Source organism: Methylomonas rhizoryzae (assembly GCF_008632455.1).
Lineage (GTDB): Bacteria > Pseudomonadota > Gammaproteobacteria > Methylococcales > Methylomonadaceae > Methylomonas > Methylomonas rhizoryzae.
Map to the genome: position 1 here is coordinate 3,004,003 of NZ_CP043929.1, position 18,861 is coordinate 3,022,863.

The window sequence follows — 18,861 nt, forward strand, 5'->3', positions numbered from 1 at the left end:
GTCGTGAGCAGTTTTATCCGTTCAGTGTGGCAAGTGACAAATTCGTCAGTCTGTCACGCCAAAATTGGCAGGTAAAATGGCAGCGACAAGCCGGCAAGACAAAACCTGTCTAGGTTTTATCTTGGTTACTTTTCAGCTAAATGCTGCCGAGTTGGCGCTATCGTTTTATCAAGCAGCGGATTCCATCCGTATCGATATTGGCTTATGCAGTGATCCGGCAGTAAATGCCCGTTGGCGTTTCATGACGGGCATTTTCAAGCGGCAAACTTCGGTTGTCTAACTTAGTAAAGTCGCAGGATTGCCCGCTATGAAGTCTTCGTGAAAGCGGGGCCGGCGCGACTAGCCGCGCACGGCTTGCCATTGCCCGAGAGGCGTTACCGGCTTCATGATCCCGGCTGATACCCATTCAACGCCGATTCGCCCGGCAGTTGCGCCGATGCCGGCTGCCAGCCGCCGCCCAGGGCTTTGAAAAGCTGCACGCTGGCGTTCAATACGTCTAAACGGGCTTGCACCTGATGGGTTTGGGCAGTGAATACGTCGCGTTGCGCGGTCAATAGGGCTTGAAACTCAATCGCTCCGGCCCGGTAGCGGGCATCGGCGATGCGATACGCCAATTCGGCTTGGCCGACCGCTTGCTGCAAGGCGGTTTGCCGCAGGCCGGAATATTGGCGCACGGCCGCGGCGTCTTCCACCTCTTTGAAGGCGGTCAGCAAGGTCTGCTGCCAAATTTCCACCAGCTCGGCGTGGCGGGCACGCGCGTTCGCTAACGCGCCTTCCAAGCGTCCGCCCTGATAAATCGGCTGCAGTAGCGCGGCCGCCATCGAAACCAGCACGCCGGCCGGCTGCGGATTGGCCAACACCCCGTCCAGGCTCAGCTGCAATTTGGGATAAAAGGCCGCTCGGGCGATTGCGACGTCGGCGTGGGCCGCCTGCAATTGCCCTTCGATTTGTTTGACGTCCGGCCTACGCTGCAGCAACTCAGACGGTTGCAAGGCCGTAATCGCCGGAATTTGCAGGCCGGTGAATGTTGCCGCACCGCCTTGTGCTTGCGGTTTGTCGCCCAACAAAATACTGAGCGCGTTATCCGCCAAGGCTTTTTGTTGTTTAAGCCGTTCTAAATCCGCCTGAGCGTTGGCGCGCAAGCTTTGTTGTTGCGCCACGTCCAAATTCGATACTGCGCCGGCTTTAAAGCGGGCCGTTACTATGCTCAGGGTCTGCTCGGTATTGACCAAAAAACGCTCGGCAATGCGGATTTGCTCGGCTGAAGCCAACACGTTGAAATAAACTTGCGCCACGTCGGCGCTGACTACCAAGCGTAAAGCATCGCGCGCAAAGATTGTGCTGAGCCATCTTGCCCGGCCCGCATCCCGCTTGGCGCGATTAGCGCCCCACAAATCCACTTCGTAGGCAATGGAAATTTGCGCGAATTTACGCTGAGTATCGCCGGCATCGTTATGTCTGTCCGTCAGCGAGGCGGTAGTGCCGATGCCTGGCAGTAAATCGGCGCCTGCCAGTTTGGCTTGCGCCCTCGCCTGCTCTACGCGCCGGGTTGCGGCGGCCAAATCGTTGTTATATGCCAGCGCGTGGCTTATCAGGGCTTCCAGTTCCGGGTCGGCGAAAGCTCGCCACCAGCCGGGATCGAGCAGTGCGGCCGCGTCATTTTGCGCGTAGTGCCAAGCTTCCGGCACATCGGCTTGCGGCGCTTCAAAAGGCGGCGTCAGGCGGCAAGCGGCCGACAGCCCACTCAGCGCAACCAGATAAAGAAAGTTGCGCAAACTCATTCGGCGGCCAGCGCCATGACGGGATCTAAATTGGCCGCTTTGCGCGCCGGCAGGAAGCCGAATAACAATCCGGTGCAGAACGCGCTGGAAAAAGCCAATACGGCCGGAAACGGCGAAAACACGACGGCCATTTCGAAGCGATGCAACACGCTGGTGCACGCAATCCCGACAACCACGCCGGCCACCCCGCCCAAGGTGCAAACCACGGTGGCTTCGGTGACGAATTGCAGCAAAATATCGCGGCGGCGCGCACCTGCTGCCATACGAATGCCGATTTCGCGGGTGCGTTCGGTCACGCTGACCAGCATGATGTTCATCACCCCTATGCCGCCGACCAGTAAGGAGGCGGCCGCGACGATGCCCAGCATGACGGTGATAGTGCTTTGCGTTTCTTCGGCGGAATCCAAGATGGATGACATATTGCGGATGCGAAAGTCTTCGGTCTGATGCCTGGCCAGCAATAAGGCTTTGATCGCCTGCTCGGTGTCGTCTATGTGGGTCACATCCGTCACCCGCACGGATATGCCGTTCAGATAATTGCGGCCGAATAAACGGATCAAACCGGTCGTCAAGGGTACGAACACCGCATCGTCGCGGTCCGTGCCTACCGGCGACGCGCCCTTCGGACCCAGAACACCGATGATTTCGAACGGAATGTTTTGAATCAGCAGGTAACGCCCTATCGGATCGCTGCCGTCCGGAAATAGCAGTTCCAGCACGGTTTGTCCCAACACCACGACCGGGGAATAGCGTTGCATGTCTTCGTCGCTGAAAAAGTTGCCGCGTGCCAAGGGCCAATCGCGCACTTGCGGCATGCTGGGCGCCACGCCTTGTACGCTGCTGGCATAATCGACGTTACCGACCCGCAAGGTCATGCGGGCGCTACGTTCCGGCAAGGCCCACGCGACGTTGTCCAGTTCTTCTATGGCTTCGGCGTCCTCCGGCGTTAAGGTGGCGATGTCGGAACTAGTGCGCAAAGCCGGCGCTCCAGGCCGTATGGTTAAAATGTTGGTTCCCATCGCCGTCATTTGCGCCATCACCTGCTGACGGCTGCCCTCGCCAACCGCCATCATGGTCACGACCGCGGCCACTCCGATCACTATCCCCAGTAAAGTCAAAGCGGTACGAAACAAATTGGCTCTTAGCGCGCGCAACGCGCTGGTACCGGCTTCCTGCAATTCTTCCAAAATATCGAACGCATCAGGCGTCACTTCTCGCCCGGCCGCGGTTGCCGGTTTAGCTTGACGGCGGCCGGAATCGGCGACGATGAGGCCGTCACGAATGTGAATCATGCGCTGGGCGTACTGCGCTAACTGTTCGTCGTGGGTGATTAGTAAAATGGTGCGGCCTTGCGCGTGCAGGCGACGCAACAAATCCATCACCTCCAGGCCGCTACGGCTATCCAGCGCTCCGGTAGGCTCGTCGGCCAGAATCACCGGCGGATCGTTCATCAATGCGCGAGCGATAGCGACTCTTTGTTGCTGGCCGCCCGATAATTGCATGGGTTTGTGGCCGGAACGCTCGGCCAGTCCCAGTTGTTGCAGCAATTGCATGGCGCGGGCTTGCCGTAGCAGTTTGCTTTGGCCTGCGTACAAGGCCGGAATTTGTACGTTTTCCGCCGCAGTGGCGGTCGTCAACAGATTGTAGCGCTGAAACACGAAACCGAAAGTTTCTCGCCGCAACGCCGCCAGCTGATCGGCATTCAAAGCCTCGACCGGGCGCCCGGCAATCCGGTAACTGCCTTGATCGGCGCGGTCCAAACAGCCGATCAGATTCATCAAGGTCGACTTTCCGGAACCGGATTGGCCGACGATGGCGACGAATTCGCCCGGCCAGATGCTCAAAGATACCCCGCCCAACGCCGTTACCAGGGTATCGCCGGACAGGTATTGGCGCCTGACTTCTCGCAATTGCAATAAAGGAATCTCTATCGTTTCAGAGCTCATAAGCGTGCTGCGCCGGGCAGTGCGAATGCGTCGGATGTTTTCTTGCCGTTGCGCTTCTGTCCGGGCAAGGACCATACCGATAATTGATCGCCGGCCTGCACGCCCTCCAGCACTTGCGCGTAACGCCGATTGCGCAAACCGATATGCACGATTTTTTCCTCCGCGCCTTGCGCGGTCAGCCGTTTGATCCGGTAAGCCTTTCCGCCTTGCCGGTCGGCTTCGGGCACACGCTGTCCGAGAGCGGACAAGGGAATTAAGGTCGCTTGCCGGACGCTTGCCAGCAGAAAAAACATTTGGGTGCTCATACCGGACATCAATTGCCGGTCTTTGTTGTCCACATCCACCAGCACGTTGTACAACACCACATTATTGACGATTTCGGGAGACGGCAGTATTTGCCTTATCTTGCCGTACCAACGCCTCTCACCGGCGCCTAAGGTGGTGAAATACACGGCCATGTCCGGCCGTAGCCGCATGACATCGGCCTCCGCCACTTGCGCGCGCACGGTCATTGCATCCAATTTTGCCAACTGCATGATCAGCGGCGTGGTTTGATTGGCGTTCAGGGTTTGTCCCAAACGCGCCGTGCGACTGACGACGGTACCGTCCATCGGCGCAAAGATTTTGGTAAAGCCGAGGTTGGTGAGGTCGCCGTTTAAGGTCGATTGCACTTGTTCGATTTGCGCTTCAATGGCTTGTGCGGTGGCGAGGGCGTTTTTTAGGTTAAATTCGCTATTTTGGTAATCTTGCAGACTGACTCCGTCGCCGGCGATCAGCTCCCGGTTCCGTTCAAACTGCTGTCTAGCGAATATCACCTGGGCTTGCTGACCGGCTAACTGGGCTTTCAAGTTTTTAATGTTGGCTTCGTCGGCCTGTACCCTGGCCGCATAAACGCGGGGATCGATTTCCGCCAACAATTGACCGGCCCTGACATTGTCGCCAATGTCTACGTATAACCGGTGCAACTGGCCGGTGACTTGCGCACCGACGTCGACGTATTCTTTCGGCTCCAGCTTGCCTTGCGCAGTGACGTTTTCTTCGATATCGCCGACGATCACTTCTACGCTATCTTGAGTTTGCTTTGCGTTATCGCCGCTGCCGGAAAAAACAGCGACGACCGCCGCGAGCGCAAGTATCGGCAACACTAGCCAAGCGGCTGCGCGTGAAGCTAATTTCAACAATGGACGGCCTGGCATATTTTGGTGAAAGTCCTGGTGGGGGCGACGTCGCGAACAGCCTGTCGAAGCGCGACGATGGCATCTCTCCCCCCGTCAATGCTTTTGATCGGACAGGGGAATTGCCATACCTTCATCCGCATTGGGAAAAACTGAAAAAGGCATCGAATCGATGCCTTAGTGGAATAAGGGCGGCGTTAAATTCCGTCCGGATAATCGTAGCTATAGTGTTTGCGTAACGGTTTGACGACTTCCCATTGGCTTTCCAAACCGGCCGGAAAGACCACCAAATCGCCCGGCAAAATGCGTACCGGCTCTCCGCCGGCCGGAGTCACCAAAATTTCTCCTTCCAATACGTAAGCGCATTCGGTTTCGTCGAAATCGATAGGAAATTGGGATACTTCTTTTTCCCAAATTTCCCAATTGGATACGCCAAGTTCTTCTAATCTTTCCTGGCTGGGGTTGTGCTCGATTTTAATTTGACTCATGTTATTGAACGCAAAAATTAACGGAAGCGACATGGTAGCACTCAAGCCGCTTGCGCTCCAAGGCTTACGCCGGAGATCGGCCGTTAAAATAAGTCCACTTCGCCGTCGTTTCTACTCACGCCGGATTCGAACTGCTTTTTTTCCTCCACGATTCTATCCAGCAGCGTGGCCACTTCCAAACTACTCAGCTCGATAGCCCGGAAGTTTTCGACGATTTCAGCCTGCAGTTGTAGCGAAGTTTGCCAATTTTTGGACAATTTTTCGACCGCGGAAAACATGTTTTCGTGGGTCTTTTTATGTGGGGCATCGATTTTGACATAGGACGGCAAATGTCCGTATTGGCTGGCCCCGACGCCGGTGTGATACCAAATGCCCAACTTGCAATGAAAGTGATCGACCATCACCGTTTCGGCCGCGCTGGAATGCGCCCCCATTTCCATGGCCCGGTAGCCTTGCTGTACGTAAATCATCTGATTGACCTTGGCTAAAGCCACTTCGCCCACCATTTGCGTGTAGGCGACTTTCCCGTAGGTATCCAATACGATCCCGCTGACTTGGTGAATGTTTTTTTCGAATTCGCTCACCGCAACTTTGGACTCTTCGGTCATATCGGCCATACCGACGGTACCCTCTACAATTTCGGTACTGACGACGCTAAAACGTGCCATCGCGTTGTGAATTTGCCCGGTGGCCTGCTTGGTGTTTTCGGCAAGACGGCGTACCTCATCGGCCACTACAGCGAACCCACGACCGTGTTCGCCGGCGCGTGCCGCTTCGATAGCCGCGTTAAGCGCTAATAAATTGGTTTGTTCGGCGATTTTGGCAATCAAGGTGGTAACTTCGCTAATGTCTTTGCTACTTTGCCTTAACGCCAGCGAAGAGGATTTTAACGATTCCATGGTGTCGATGATCTTAGTCAACTTTTGGATCACGCTACCCAACGCCACACCGCTTTTAGACACGATGTCGGCGGCGGTTTGATTGGTGGTTTCCACCTGCCGCATTTGAGTGGTGATGATCGATAAATCTCGTTCCGTACGCTGCAAGCTGGATAATAGATTCTCGGTTTTCATTTGCCCTAACTGCGCAAACAAACTTTCCTGCATTTTTCCACGGGCATCCGATTCTATCGTTCTTAACGACGCATCGATGTAACGCAGATTCTCGGCGAATGCGCCTTTCATCCCGAGATATTGAGGCTTGCGGTAATACTGCTGCCGTTCGGTGGCCGCAAAACAACTGGCGGTCTCGCGCATATAGGTTTCCACTTGGTCTAAGGCGGTATTGAAATTCCAAGCCAGCCGGGCCAAATCGGCATCCGGCGGCACGTGACTTATCCGGTATTCCAGCTTACCCTTGGCAATGCCGTTGGCTAAGGTGAATAAGGATTTGATCAAGTTCAATTCCAAGCGGGTTTGGCGTTGGAAACCGGCATAAGCCAGCAACGCCAAACAGAGCGGGATAAATTGCCAAGCATTGATTTCGTATCGGTAAGCAGCCGCGCCGGTTTGCACGACTAGCAAACCCAAGCAAATTCTTATGGTATTTTGGCTGTTAAAGCGTAAGTATGTATTCACGATAATCCTTGCCTTCAGCTTCCAAAGCTGCTTGCAACACAGCATTTCCGGCGGCGATTGCATCCAGTCGACCTGCATGTTGTTCTGCGGCCAGCATTGCGAGGTACAAGGGTTCGATATTGGCAATCTTGGCGTTAAGCGGTTTGCGCCGTACTGAAAAATAACCGATGATTTCCTGACTATTTGGCTTAAATGTGGGAGTTACCGTAGCTAACACCCAGTAGTAAGAACCGTCTTTGGACATGTTTTTAACATAGCCGATGAATTCTTCGCCGTTGCGTATGGTTTGCCAGAGCAACGCGAAAATAGTGCGCGGCATGTCCGGATGCCTGATGACGTTATGCTGTTGCCCCAACAACTCCGCTTCGGTGTAACCGGAAAACTCGATAAATACCGGATTGCAATAGGTTAACCGACCGACTGCATCGGTTTTGCTGACGATAAAATCCTCTTCGCGTAGCACCAGCTCGTGCGAATTGGGCAAGGCCTTGTTGCTCATAAACCTCCCAAGACAGTCAACCCGTCGAATTGACCCGGTAAAAGCTAAGTACCTCGCATACCCTATCTTTTTGCCCGCAACGCTAGGTACATATCGGTAGAAATAGTAGCCTAATTTCCACAGGCCGCCGGGCTGATACGTGCGTTAGAGTTGAGGCGCGGGACGGCTTGGGAGCGCTTTAGCCGCCGGCAAGCAGCTGCCGGGCCAACGCTATTACTTGATCGGGCTCTATTAAGCCGATGGAAAAATCGTTTTTATCCAGTTTGAAAGGATTTACTTTAGAGGGGGATTTCAACACCCGGTTGATGCGAGTTTGGTAAACGCGGCTCACCGGGGTAGGCCCGAACAGAGTCAGCGACGGCCGATTCAAGCCCCAAGCCATGTGGGTAGGTCCGGTATCGTTGCCTATCACTAAATCGGCTCGCGCGATTGCCGCTTTTAAGTCGTTCAAATTCAGGCTTGGCAACACGCGCGCGCCGCTACGCTCGGCCAGCCAACCGGCCGTCTTTTCTTCCTCCGGGTTGCCTCTGACGATCAATATGTTGGCATCGCTCAAGCCGGCGATCACGCTTAAAAACCGTTCGGGCGGATAATTGCGGCTAGGCCAGGTCGAACCAACGACCAGCAACACATTGACTCTAAATTTATCGAAATAGCCGGTTAAATCGACGCTAGCGGGCTCGAAAAACAAAAACGGCTGTTTGTCGATGATTTGCTGCGGCGAGATATCCAGACCGAACAAGGCGCCTATCACTTTGACATTACGGTCTATGGTGTTGGCGTCGTAAGGGCAAGCGACATGTTGCCGATACAAGCTAGCCGCCCATGCTTCCCTGATCGAGCGGCTATCGAATCCGATACAGTTAGCCGACAGCCAGCGGGCAACGATGGCGGATTTAATCAGACCTTGGGCGTCTATGACCCAATCGTAGCGATGCTCGCGGTAGGCATTGAGGGTGCGCAATTCGGCAAAGAAACCCGATTTATCGCGCTTTAACGCTTTTAAATTGACCGGCAAGATGCGGTTGATCTGCGGGTTGTTGGCCGGCAAGCAGGCAAAACGATGTTCAACCAGCCAGTCGATTTCGGTGTCCGGGTAGGTCGCTTTGACAAATTGCAAGGCCACCATCGCGTGTACGATGTCGCCTAACGCCGACAGTTTAACGATCGCCACTTTCATGCATTAGGCGTCCATGGCTTGAAGGACCTGATCGGGCGAAATTTCGGTCAAACAATGGGTATGACCTAGCGGACATTCCCGCCTGAAACAGGGCGAGCATTCCAAGCCTAAGCGGACGATCCGTGCGGCAGGATGCAACGGCGGGGTAAAACCGGGATCGGATGAACCGTACAGCGCTACCAGTTTTTTATCTAAAGCCGCGGCAACGTGCATCAAGCCGGAATCATTGCTAACCACAACGTCGGCTAACGACATCAAATCGACGGCGTCCGCTAAACTGGTTTTTCCCGCGAAATTGCTGAACGACTGCCCGGACAATGCATTGATTTTTCCGGCAATCGCCGCATCCTTTTCCGAACCGAACAGCCAGACTTGCCAGCCGCGCGCCGCCAAGCACCGGCCTAATTGGGCAAAATGCTCGACCGGCCAACGCTTGGCCGGCCCGTATTCGGCGCCCGGACAAAGCGCCACGACAGGATTGCCGATATCGACGGCATATTTTGTTGCGGCGGCTTGTTTTTGCTCGGCGCTGACAACTAGTTTAGGTTGCGGGCAGGCAGGAGGACCGGCTTGAGGCTTTTCCAGCCCCAAGGTTACAAATCGTTGTACCGTTTGCGGCAAATGCTGTCTGTCTAAACGTCTAACATCGTTTAACAAGCCATAGCGCCATTCGCCAAAGAAACCGGTCCGGCGGTCTATCTCGGCAAAAAAAGGCAGCAGTGCGGATTTCCACGAATTAGGCAGCACCAGCGCACGCCCGTATTGTCCGCGTAGCGCCCGGCCCAATCGCCATCGTTCCGCCAGACCGAATCGGCCGTGGCCGACCGGCATCGCGATGCCCCGTCGCACTTCCGGCATACGTTGCAGCAAAGGCAAAGACCAGCCCGGTGCCAGCACGTCTATCGTACAAGCGGGATAGTGTTGTTTGAGGGTAATGAATAGGCTTTGCGCCATCACCATGTCGCCGACCCAAGACGGGCCGACGATCAAGAAGTTTTCAGCGGACAGCACAACTTAGGAGACTAAGGTGAGCCATTCCCTGTGGTCGGCGCGGCGACCGTGTACATAATCGAAATACAAGCTTTGCAGTTTTTCGGTAATCGGCCCGCGGCTGCCCGAACCTATGTCCCGATTGTCGTATTGGCGAATCGGAGTAACCTCGGCGGCTGAACCGGTAAAAAAGGCTTCGTCGGCTACGTATACCTCGTCCCTGGTAATCCGTTTTTCTATCACCTCGTAGCCTTGTTCGCGGGCGATGGTGATCAAGGTGTCGCGGGTGATTCCTTCCAGCGCCGAAGTCGTTTCCGGCGTATACAGTTTGCCGTTTCGGACAATGAACAGGTTCTCGCCACTACCCTCGGCGCAAAAGCCCTCGTGATCCAACAGCAGCGCTTCGTCGTAACCGGTAGACAGGGCTTCCTGCAGAGCCAGGATCGAATTAATGTAATTGCCGTTGGCCTTGGCTTTGCACATCGTGCTGTTGACATGGTTGCGGGTGTAGGACGAAGTGCGGATACGGATACCCTTCTCCATGTTTTCCGCACCCAGGTAAGCGCCCCAAGTCCAGGCCGCAACCATCACGTGCACTTTCAGATTGTCGGCGCGCAATCCCATGCCTTCGGAGCCGAAGAACACCATGCTGCGGATATAAGCGCTGTCTAAAGCATTTTTGGCAACCGCATCCCGATGGGCTTGATTGATTTCCTGCTTGGAAAACGGCATTTTCATATTCATGATATGCGCGGATCGATACAAACGGTCGGTATGTTCCGCCAGTTTGAAAATCGCCGTACCCGCGTCGGTTTTGTATGCGCGCAATCCTTCGAACACACCGCAACCGTAATGCAGGGTGTGGGTCAGAACGTGAACTTTAGCATCGCGCCAAGCCACCCATTCCCCATCCAGCCAAATCCAACCGTCTCTATCATCCATCGTTATCATCTTTTTAAACCTGCACAATTCTTTTAGTGTGTTGTCGGAAAATCGGCCCGTGCCGTTACGGCGAATTGTACACCAGAGCCCGGTCCGCCTGTAGGCGCAATCAGTCGTAGCGTCGTTAAACCGTTTCGCTCTCTCCGGCCCTGACGTCGAATTCAATTTTCCAACGTTTACCGTCGCGATGCGACACGGCTTTCAATTCCAGAGTACCCACTTCTGTAACCGCCGAGGATAAATAGACAGGCACGATCTCGCCGGGTGCACGGCCTTCCTCGGGCAAGGTAATCTCGATTTCGTCCAATTCTTCCAATGCATCGTCGGCCCACGTCTCCAGCCGGATACCGGCGACGTCCTCCCGTCGGGTTTTAGAACCGAAAAATCGAAATCGCACCGGTTCGCCGATAATCAAACCGAACTCCTCGCCCGGCAGAGCTTGTTCGCTACCTTCTTCCATACCGAACGGCGCGATACATAGCGCTTCGAGCTCCGGCGCTAGGCCCGGTACGGCCGGCATCGCGCTTTCCACCCCTACGTAATAAGCGGCGGCGGTACCGCCTTTAATTCTGACGCCTTTGCCTTTACGCACGAAACCGTAATAAGCCGCACCGCGCGCGACCGCTAGATCCAGATCGGCCCCCGGTAGCAAGCGCGCTTCGCCTGCCTGCTCGCTTAACAACCAGCCATTCAAAATTTCCAGCAATCGTTCGGCCAACACACCGGCTTTCAACACCCCACCGTTGAACAAGATTGCTGTCGGATGCAGAAAACTCGCTCGTTCGTGGTTAGACATACCGGAAAAACTGCCGGTTGCCTCCTTCTGTTTCGTCAAAAACGCCGCCAGATGACGCGTGATTCCGGCATCTTGCGCATAAGGCAAACCGACCGAGCGCAAGCCGCTACGCGGCCTGACGACAGGCTTTTCGCCGACTGACGTTTTCGGCAGAAACCCCTCAACTAACACGCGATTTAACTCGTCGCGGGTCAACTCGGTACGCAAAGTGCCGCCGATCAGTGAGGATCCGCGACCGGCTACCACCAACGGCATACCGGTTAAATCCGGCTGGTTAAATAACTTTTCTTTGGCTTCGCGGCAACCGTGGGTTAACGCCTGAATTTGCCAATTTTCCAGACGCTTGCCGCTGTCTTGTTCCAATTTGGCTTTAACGGTATAGGCCAAAGCCAAGTCCATGTTATCGCCACCCAATAGAATGTGATCGCCGACCGCAATCCTGTTAAGTTGCAAATTTCCGTCTTGCTCGGTCACTGCAATCAGCGACAAGTCGGTAGTCCCACCGCCAATATCGACGACTAAAATCACGTCGCCGACTTTGACGTGATTGCGCCAATCGCCTTCGCTCTTCTCTATCCAGCTATACAGCGCCGCTTGAGGTTCTTCCAACAATACGGCTTGCCCTAACCCGACTGCTCTAGCGGCTTCCACCGTCAACTCGCGCGCCGCCGGATCGAAGGACGCCGGTACGGTAATGGTCAAATCTTGCTGCTCTAGGCGAAAGTCCGGAAACTTGTCGTTCCACGCATCCCGCATGTGCTGCAAATACGCTTTGCTGGCGTCGAATGGCGAAATCCGTTGCACGTCTTCCGGCGCATCGGCCGGCAAAATCGCTTGCTTGCAATCCACTCCCGCGTGGCATAGCCAACTCTTGGCACTCGCTACCAAACGAATTGGGGTCCTGCTACCCATATTGCGGGCGATTTCGCCGACCAACAATTCAGGAGAAGCCGACCACGGCAAGGCCGTCGCGCCTTCGGTGATTTCGGCGCTATGCGGCAAATAGGTAAACGAAGGAAGTTGAAACTTATCCTCGATAACGCCGGGATTCGTCAACTGGGGTATGGCCAGCACTTCCAGCACGATTTGATCGTCGGGACAATGCAAATCGACATACGATAGAACGCAATGAGTGGTACCTAAGTCGATTCCGACCGCATAACGGTTCAATTCGCTCATAGCTCGACCTCCGCCGGCGCAATAATTTTGGCGTTATGACCTGCCGTCAGTTTCGGCAAACGCAAATCGCTGACTTGCCAACCTTTATGCACCAGCATACCGCTGAACGGCGCCTCGCCCACTATATTCCCGGTCAATCGGTAACTCGCGGCGTCAAAACCTTTAGGCAAGGTCACTCTACTGCCTTCCGCATCGCTACTCACCGGTATAATGCTGAAATGCTCTTTTATCGTTTTGTGACAGCCTTGATGCACTACGCGCGCAGCAGCGCCAATATCGGCATCGGAATAGGCGCTGACGTCTTCGTGAATAAAGTCGATGAAACGGGCTTCTTGCTGCAATAAACCCAAAAGCTGCAAGGCGGCATCCGGGGTCGCCTCTTTTAATACGACGGGTTCCGGTGCCGGCGCCTGCACGATTTTTTCAACCTCCACTATTTTTTCGACGATTTTTATTTCGGGTTCCGGCGCTACTGCGGGCACGTTTTGAAGCACCCGGGGTTCGGCTTTGCGACAGCGGCGCATTCCCAGTATTACCGAAGTCAACACGATAATTAGCAGCAAGGCCAACGCCAAAACCGTTCCAGCCAAGCAAACATGCCATAGGTCAAAAGTGGTGGGGCGTAACGATAAGTCAATGGTATAAATATTCATTAGAAATTGATTACTTGAAATCCGGGACGAAAGCAAACGGCTTGACTCGCTTCATTTTGGTTCGCGTAGCAAACCCAGCTAGCAAAAGTAAATACTTTCCAGTAAACGCTTGGTTATTAGTTATTAGATGGAGATTTGCGCTGAACAGGACCAACCCTGCCCCAATCGATGTCCGCGCACCTAGCCTATGGCTTACGAGGCACCCGCTTTTCTGGCCGCTTCTAAATACATTAACTCTTGCAACAAATTACGAGTGACTTCAATTCGCAACTTTTTTAAATGCCTGTCAGCAATAACAGGCGGAACCTCGGCATCCGTGTAAATTTTACGCATTTCTCCCAGTGTAGGTTCGCATTGACGGATAATAACATCGGTTGCGTTCCTACTCTCCAGGCCCATGTTCTGCGGCTGCCGCATTGCTTCAACTACGCATTTTTTATAACCGTATTGAGCTTGTTGAATTTTTTCGATGACTGCATCGCTTAGACTCGTAGCGTTCCACTCCTGCTGGCTTTCTTCAGCTGCAGCGGCAACCTGAGCCAGGGAGACTAACAAGAAAAAACATATAGTTTTCATAAAACTATCCTCTATTGAAAAGAACCGATAACAAATTTTACGCGAAACGTTATTGACTGGACAGTGCGAAAAATTGGGCTAGCGTCGAACAGTCAATTGTTTCCGGTCGTCTGAATGTTAAACACCGGCATTGCCTCGTCTCGCCACGAAAGGTGAACGTAAGGCTTTATCGATGCAAGCGAAAACTGAAGCGATTTGATCTTCAGAAAGCAAGCCCAACCGATTTCGACCGCCCCCATCCTTTTATGGGACGAAAGTGAGACAGGATTAAATGCGGAAATACGGCTAATCGAACACTTGTATCCCTCAGAGCAAAGTCTAAAACTAGCCTCATCCCACAGTTTCAAAAAAGCCGGGGAGAATCGGTATTTAGGATCTACATAGACATCGAAATCCCATACCGCCGTATTTGGCAATCGATAGCGGCAGCGAAATTCGTCTTCCTTATATTCGGTGGAAACAAACCATAGACATCCGCAGAACTCTTGCAGCTTAAACACAGCCAAACACTTCGCTCCTTGTTGATACCTATCTTTGATAACCTCCACAGGCCTAGGACACGGATGGCTAGGCACCGAATCGCTGGTTATTTCTACGATATCAAAAGACTTCCCCTTCCCTTCCGGTAGTAATGGAGCATTATTAAGCCGTTGCGAAACGAAATAATACTTGTCGAAATCAACAACATTTGACAGGCTACAAACGATACGCTTGAATGCGTAAAGCAAAGTATCGACGAGACCGATTTGTGAAACCCAATGACACAGCTTCGCTTGCCAGATGCGGATAGGATGTGAGCTCATAGACTAGAAAATTAGTTGAATACACTCAGTGAACAATCATGAAAACATCGTTAACACTACTTACGCCAATAATTCTGACATTATCTACCAACGCCTACGCATTAAAGCCGGCCCCATGGGTAGGCAACAACTTGAAAGGTGAAATGTGTACTGGTGAAAAAGGTTATGGGCCTTACGATTACATTAAAGACAGAGAAAAAGTACATTTAGTCGAAGAATACCACTTTACCCCACAAGTGGAAGCTTTAGTCAAAGGTCAAAGCGGGAGCATAGAAGGTGATTTAAACTACACCTTACGCGCTTTTCCGAATCACCATAAAGCATTACTTAGTATTATACGATTTAAACTCAATATACTAAAAGGCTTAAGAAAAGAGAAATTAAAAACGGAACCGGAGTGTTATCTTAATCGCGCAATTGAATACAGTCCGGACGATCCGGCGCCTTTCTCGCTGTATGCTTATTATCTTTCAAAGGTTGGGGAAAAGGAAAGAGCTAGAAACTTGTATGATCGCGCCACTCAAATCGATGCCGAAAACATGAAAATAAAATATTCCTATGCACTATTTTTATTCGATAACAACGAAAAAGAAAAGGCATATGAACTTGCGCAAGAAATATATGAAAAAGAAAAGGATGCACCTTCAGGATTACGCGACCAACTCAAGAAAGCCGGAATTTGGGATAAATGACATAAACTTCAAGCGAAAAACTTAGCAAAAACACGCTTAGTCTGTTTAAACAACACATTCGGAAAACAACGCATAACCCCTCTTAATTGCAACGTAAAATACGTGTCGTTAACAACCCGGGTAAACGCCGACATTAGCCTTATATTCCCTGTGGAATTAACACAACGGCAGACTGAATTCCACCAGTCAAGTACGGCGAACTCTGTCAACTCTTCCAATTGAGAATGGGCAAATTGATGGCACGTTAAAAAAGTATTAAAAGCTTTAAAATATAACTCTCCAACCGCAATTACATCGTCCAACTCATAGTTTGCAGCACCGATAACAAAGACGGACCAATATTTATTGATTAACTTTGAGTCAACATCCAAGTTTAATGCTTTCAAAAATTGCGACTGTAGAAATAACTGGCCGTTTTGCTCCATTTCCGAATTAAACTTCACGCTGGCGTTTGTTTCATGCTCACGATAAATTACTAGATCATCAGGTAAAATAGCAATTCGCCCTCGTTCCGCTAGCTTATGAAACAACACAAAATCTTCAGCATAATGATAAGCCGGATCGTAGCAAATCGAATATCGCTTTAAAATATCGTTACGGATACAGATCGACGAATGGACAATACCGCAGCGACTAAAAAGACGCCAATGCAATATTTCCGGGCGGGACTCCGGTTTATATACCGAACTGATTTCACCATTCCTCCATTCCTTAGCAGAGCTACCGATCATCACCATATCCGGATGTTCTTGCATAAACCGAATTTGCACTTCAAGTCGACACGGTAAACTGACATCATCCTGATCGGTAGCAAAAATATAATTGCCCCGTGCTAATTCCAAACCACGGTTTCTTGTCCTACTAATCCCTAAGTTTTTTTGATTTTGAAAAAACTTTATTCTATTATCTTTATAACTATTGACGATTTCAACGGTGTTATCGGATGAACAATCATCGATGATAATGAATTCAAAGTCTTTAAAAGATTGATTCAAAATAGATTCAATAGTTTCCCTAACATAGCGACTACCATTATAGGTTGTCATCACAACCGAAGCAGCAGGAGGTAACACATCCATACGTAATTTTAATAATTCCGCAGCCAACGTTCCAGATACCAAAGCGGTTTAATTAACAACCAGCTTAAAGAACGATATATTTGAAAAAACTTAATCCGATAATCCGCTCTTTCGGCATTCAGATAACGAACCTGCTCCAACAATTCAGTACTCCACGTTTTCTGATAATTATCGAACTCCGAAGATATCGTATCGATAAGTGAGGTATCGACATCTTTGCCAGATGAAAGCTCTTTGTACAAACGCTCAGCAAGCAAACCCAAACAACCTGAGAGCATACTATTATTTGCAGAATTGTGATGCCTTAAAGAAGGCGAAACAAAGTCATTTAATTTTTCTTTAACGTCGGATAAACTAAGAGGAAAACCACCTTCAATTAACTTATCGATTTTATATAAAGCTGTTTCCGGAGATTCGGCTACAGTGTCAAAATCCAAAAAAACCCTATTTTTATTTCGACTGAATTGCTCGGCATTTAGCGTATGATTTAGCCAAAGAACTAACGCTTTTTCCTCAGAAAAACCGTCTCTCTTTTTTAATGAGGCCACTACTTCCGATGGATTTCTATTGAGACATACAAATACCGGAGAAACATTCAGATCTGAGAAAATTTCTAACCATAATGGAAGTAATCGGCACATTCTTGGATCTTTAATTGCCCACACTTTCGAGGTTACGAAATCCCTGTTTACATACCCAATCAACTTTGATTTAAATTTAGCAACATTAGCATGTTTCCACCAAAATTCGGGTAGCGGCAAAATATCATCCCATTGTGAGTACAAATGCAATAATAGTTCATCATGTAAATCGACAATATCTTCATGCTCCCAAAACCCCTTTTCATTCACTCCTATTTGAGGAGCATATAATCGTTTACCTACACTAACACCAGCTTCGCTAAGCAAGCCGGTCAATAACGAAGTCCCACTTCTATGCATTCCAAGTACAACTAGCACCTGATTTTTCATACAATGCTATTTTTAGTTATCGAAAAATAAATCGGGAACAATAAGTTACAGGCTTTTAACCGGCAAACCAGCATTTATTCTAAATATTTTTTTAAAAACAACCCCTTCTATACTATCCGGATTCCGGCGAATCAACCAAGCCAACCCGATTAAAGTTGCATATATTAAAAATCCGGCAACAACATTAGCAACCAAATTCAAAATTGATATCTGAGTTAGAAATTTTTCATTCAACAATGACAGACAATATGACATAGCGATAGAGGCCACAGCTGGCTTAAACAACGCTAAAACTATTCGCATAAATCCTATTTTCGCGTATCCTATTAATACAATGTAATTCAACACTGTCATGATGGCGCTTAACATGAACAACGAATGCGTAATCAACAAAATATCTTTAGTATACGCAATTGACAAAAGCATAGTTACAAAGCAAATCAAATTTAACCAAGCAACAAAAGAAATAACATATAGCTTGCCGATTGCAGTTAATACAGGACCGGTGACGGATTGCAGCGCCGTCAACCCACCCATAAAACAAAATAATTCAAAATAAGGAATAATCGGTTCCCATTTGCTACCAAACACTACGGGAACAAATTGGCAGGCAATTGCAGATAAACCTAGAGAACATGGAAATGCAATAAGTGATATTGCATTTACTACTTTAATTACAGAAGATTTAAAACGTTCCGGATCATGAACAATCCTAGTATAACCTGATAATAGCGCACTACCGGCCGGCTGGATTAGTTCCGCAGTTAGCATATTAGCCACAGACTTCGCCATATAGTAGCCACCCAGACCGTTAGCACCACTTATTGTACCTATAAAGAACTCATCCGACTTCTGTTTCAAAAAAATTGCTATATTTTTTGCAATGTTATTATAAGAGTCTGTTGCGAGCTCTCTTGCAGCAGTCAATTGAAATCTAGGACGGTAAGGATGCATAACAAAACTCATAACGGTAGTTATGACATTTTGCGCAATTATACCAATTGCTAAAGCCCAATAATTTCGCAACCAAATTGCTATGCCAACTCCAACACAAACGGACAACCCTTTAGAAATTAGCGTCCGAAAAAATGACTTTTTAAATTCCAAGTTTTTTTCATATAATACAAAACCTATATTATTTAACGATTCAATAAATGGCTGAAATGCGATTAGTTGCATCACCGGTAAAATTCTGGAATCATTAAAGTAAGCAGCAGAAACCGGAGCTAATAAAAAGATAATTACACTCAACGAAATTCCCGCTATTACCCTTAGTGTCCAAGCTGTATTTAATAAAGCGTTATTTACCTCTTTTCTTCTCAATACGGCCTGCCCCATGTCGGTATTGAAAAGCAAAACCACTAATCCGACGGTTAACATAGAAAGTGCGATTAGCCCAAAATCATCCGGAGTAAGCAACCTTGCTAGAATAATAGTATTAATAAAACCTATACTTCGCAAGGCAAAGCGGTTTAATATAGACCAAATACTTCCTGCTATTATTTTTTTACCTAAATGTTCCGACATCTCTCTG

Annotated in this window: 18 protein-coding genes; 2 read left to right on the plus strand and 16 right to left on the minus strand. The window is 50.2% G+C overall.

Features of this window, described 5'->3' with window-relative positions; all coding sequences use genetic code 11:
- The first annotated feature begins 76 nt into the window (after positions 1-76).
- On the plus strand, positions 77-280 hold the full coding sequence (locus F1E05_RS13380; protein WP_150049252.1) for a hypothetical protein: 204 nt from the start codon (positions 77-79) through the stop codon (positions 278-280).
- A gap of 103 nt (positions 281-383) precedes the next feature.
- Here the strand turns inward: F1E05_RS13380 and F1E05_RS13385 are convergent, their stop codons facing one another.
- From F1E05_RS13385 to F1E05_RS13445, 13 genes are all read right to left on the minus strand, one after another.
- The gene (locus F1E05_RS13385; RefSeq protein WP_150049254.1) at positions 384-1,781 is read right to left on the minus strand and encodes an efflux transporter outer membrane subunit; all 1,398 of its coding nucleotides are present in this window, start codon (positions 1,779-1,781) and stop codon (positions 384-386) included.
- Positions 1,778-3,727: a MacB family efflux pump subunit gene (locus tag F1E05_RS13390; protein ID WP_150049256.1), complete on the minus strand. Its 1,950-nt coding sequence runs from the start codon at positions 3,725-3,727 to the stop codon at positions 1,778-1,780. Before F1E05_RS13390 ends, F1E05_RS13385 begins: the two co-directional genes overlap by 4 nt.
- Positions 3,724-4,923 (minus strand): efflux RND transporter periplasmic adaptor subunit, encoded by a 1,200-nt coding sequence (locus tag F1E05_RS13395; RefSeq protein WP_150049257.1) that lies wholly within the window; start codon positions 4,921-4,923, stop codon positions 3,724-3,726. The genes F1E05_RS13390 and F1E05_RS13395 overlap by 4 nt, the downstream gene beginning before the upstream one ends.
- A 176-nt stretch (positions 4,924-5,099) precedes the next feature.
- Positions 5,100-5,390, minus strand: a complete 291-nt coding sequence (locus tag F1E05_RS13400) for a cupin domain-containing protein (RefSeq protein ID WP_150049259.1) — start codon at positions 5,388-5,390, stop codon at positions 5,100-5,102.
- Positions 5,391-5,473: 83 nt separating this feature from the next.
- Positions 5,474-6,967 carry a methyl-accepting chemotaxis protein gene (locus F1E05_RS20755; protein ID WP_190303140.1) on the minus strand — a complete coding sequence of 498 codons (1,494 nt, stop codon included), beginning with the start codon at positions 6,965-6,967 and terminating at the stop codon, positions 5,474-5,476.
- Entirely contained in the window at positions 6,945-7,466 is a 522-nt protein-coding gene (locus F1E05_RS13410) for a PAS domain-containing protein (protein WP_150049263.1), read from the minus strand. The genes F1E05_RS20755 and F1E05_RS13410 overlap by 23 nt, the downstream gene beginning before the upstream one ends.
- A 178-nt stretch (positions 7,467-7,644) precedes the next feature.
- The gene (gene waaC, locus F1E05_RS13415; RefSeq protein ID WP_150049265.1) at positions 7,645-8,646 is read right to left on the minus strand and encodes a lipopolysaccharide heptosyltransferase I; all 1,002 of its coding nucleotides are present in this window, start codon (positions 8,644-8,646) and stop codon (positions 7,645-7,647) included.
- Between the two features lie 3 nt (positions 8,647-8,649).
- Entirely contained in the window at positions 8,650-9,606 is a 957-nt protein-coding gene (waaF, locus tag F1E05_RS13420) for a lipopolysaccharide heptosyltransferase II (RefSeq protein ID WP_232056872.1), read from the minus strand.
- 54 nt (positions 9,607-9,660) lie between these two features.
- Entirely contained in the window at positions 9,661-10,584 is a 924-nt protein-coding gene (locus F1E05_RS13425) for a branched-chain amino acid transaminase (protein WP_150051990.1), read from the minus strand.
- Positions 10,585-10,702: 118 nt separating this feature from the next.
- Entirely contained in the window at positions 10,703-12,553 is a 1,851-nt protein-coding gene (locus F1E05_RS13430; RefSeq protein WP_150049269.1) for an Hsp70 family protein, read from the minus strand.
- Entirely contained in the window at positions 12,550-13,206 is a 657-nt protein-coding gene (locus F1E05_RS13435; protein ID WP_150049271.1) for a DUF2760 domain-containing protein, read from the minus strand. Before F1E05_RS13435 ends, F1E05_RS13430 begins: the two co-directional genes overlap by 4 nt.
- A 192-nt stretch (positions 13,207-13,398) precedes the next feature.
- Positions 13,399-13,782 carry a hypothetical protein gene (locus F1E05_RS13440; protein WP_150049273.1) on the minus strand — a complete coding sequence of 128 codons (384 nt, stop codon included), beginning with the start codon at positions 13,780-13,782 and terminating at the stop codon, positions 13,399-13,401.
- A 92-nt stretch (positions 13,783-13,874) separates the two neighbouring features.
- A complete protein-coding gene (locus F1E05_RS13445) occupies positions 13,875-14,585 on the minus strand; it encodes an N-acetyltransferase (RefSeq protein ID WP_150049275.1) in 711 nt (236 codons plus the stop codon).
- A gap of 38 nt (positions 14,586-14,623) precedes the next feature.
- Here F1E05_RS13445 and F1E05_RS13450 point away from each other — a divergent pair, with 38 nt between their 5' ends.
- Positions 14,624-15,277 carry a tetratricopeptide repeat protein gene (locus F1E05_RS13450; RefSeq protein WP_150049276.1) on the plus strand — a complete coding sequence of 218 codons (654 nt, stop codon included), beginning with the start codon at positions 14,624-14,626 and terminating at the stop codon, positions 15,275-15,277.
- Between the two features lie 8 nt (positions 15,278-15,285).
- Here F1E05_RS13450 and F1E05_RS13455 read toward each other — a convergent pair whose 3' ends face one another.
- From F1E05_RS13455 to F1E05_RS13465, 3 genes are read right to left on the minus strand one after another with little or no spacing between them, the layout of a single operon-like run.
- Complete coding sequence (locus tag F1E05_RS13455; RefSeq protein ID WP_150049278.1) at positions 15,286-16,383, minus strand: glycosyltransferase family 2 protein; 1,098 nt, start codon at positions 16,381-16,383, stop codon at positions 15,286-15,288.
- Positions 16,365-17,327 (minus strand): sulfotransferase family protein, encoded by a 963-nt coding sequence (locus F1E05_RS13460; protein WP_150049280.1) that lies wholly within the window; start codon positions 17,325-17,327, stop codon positions 16,365-16,367. Before F1E05_RS13460 ends, F1E05_RS13455 begins: the two co-directional genes overlap by 19 nt.
- A gap of 45 nt (positions 17,328-17,372) precedes the next feature.
- A complete protein-coding gene (locus tag F1E05_RS13465) occupies positions 17,373-18,854 on the minus strand; it encodes a lipopolysaccharide biosynthesis protein (RefSeq protein ID WP_150049282.1) in 1,482 nt (493 codons plus the stop codon).
- Positions 18,855-18,861: the final 7 nt, after the last annotated feature.

Coding starts and splice junctions, on each gene's coding strand:
- F1E05_RS13390 (WP_150049256.1), bottom strand. CDS start 3,727: ATGAGCTCTGAAACGATAGAGATTCCTTTATTGCAATTGCGAGAAGTC.
- F1E05_RS13385 (WP_150049254.1), bottom strand. CDS start 1,781: ATGAGTTTGCGCAACTTTCTTTATCTGGTTGCGCTGAGTGGGCTGTCG.
- F1E05_RS13445 (WP_150049275.1), bottom strand. CDS start 14,585: ATGAGCTCACATCCTATCCGCATCTGGCAAGCGAAGCTGTGTCATTGG.
- F1E05_RS13430 (WP_150049269.1), bottom strand. CDS start 12,553: ATGAGCGAATTGAACCGTTATGCGGTCGGAATCGACTTAGGTACCACT.
- F1E05_RS13460 (WP_150049280.1), bottom strand. CDS start 17,327: ATGAAAAATCAGGTGCTAGTTGTACTTGGAATGCATAGAAGTGGGACT.
- F1E05_RS13400 (WP_150049259.1), bottom strand. CDS start 5,390: ATGAGTCAAATTAAAATCGAGCACAACCCCAGCCAGGAAAGATTAGAA.
- F1E05_RS13395 (WP_150049257.1), bottom strand. CDS start 4,923: ATGCCAGGCCGTCCATTGTTGAAATTAGCTTCACGCGCAGCCGCTTGG.
- F1E05_RS13450 (WP_150049276.1), top strand. CDS start 14,624: ATGAAAACATCGTTAACACTACTTACGCCAATAATTCTGACATTATCT.
- F1E05_RS13380 (WP_150049252.1), top strand. CDS start 77: ATGGCAGCGACAAGCCGGCAAGACAAAACCTGTCTAGGTTTTATCTTG.
- F1E05_RS13465 (WP_150049282.1), bottom strand. CDS start 18,854: ATGTCGGAACATTTAGGTAAAAAAATAATAGCAGGAAGTATTTGGTCT.
- F1E05_RS13440 (WP_150049273.1), bottom strand. CDS start 13,782: ATGAAAACTATATGTTTTTTCTTGTTAGTCTCCCTGGCTCAGGTTGCC.
- waaF (WP_232056872.1), bottom strand. CDS start 9,606: ATGGTGATGGCGCAAAGCCTATTCATTACCCTCAAACAACACTATCCC.
- F1E05_RS13435 (WP_150049271.1), bottom strand. CDS start 13,206: ATGAATATTTATACCATTGACTTATCGTTACGCCCCACCACTTTTGAC.
- F1E05_RS13410 (WP_150049263.1), bottom strand. CDS start 7,466: ATGAGCAACAAGGCCTTGCCCAATTCGCACGAGCTGGTGCTACGCGAA.
- waaC (WP_150049265.1), bottom strand. CDS start 8,646: ATGAAAGTGGCGATCGTTAAACTGTCGGCGTTAGGCGACATCGTACAC.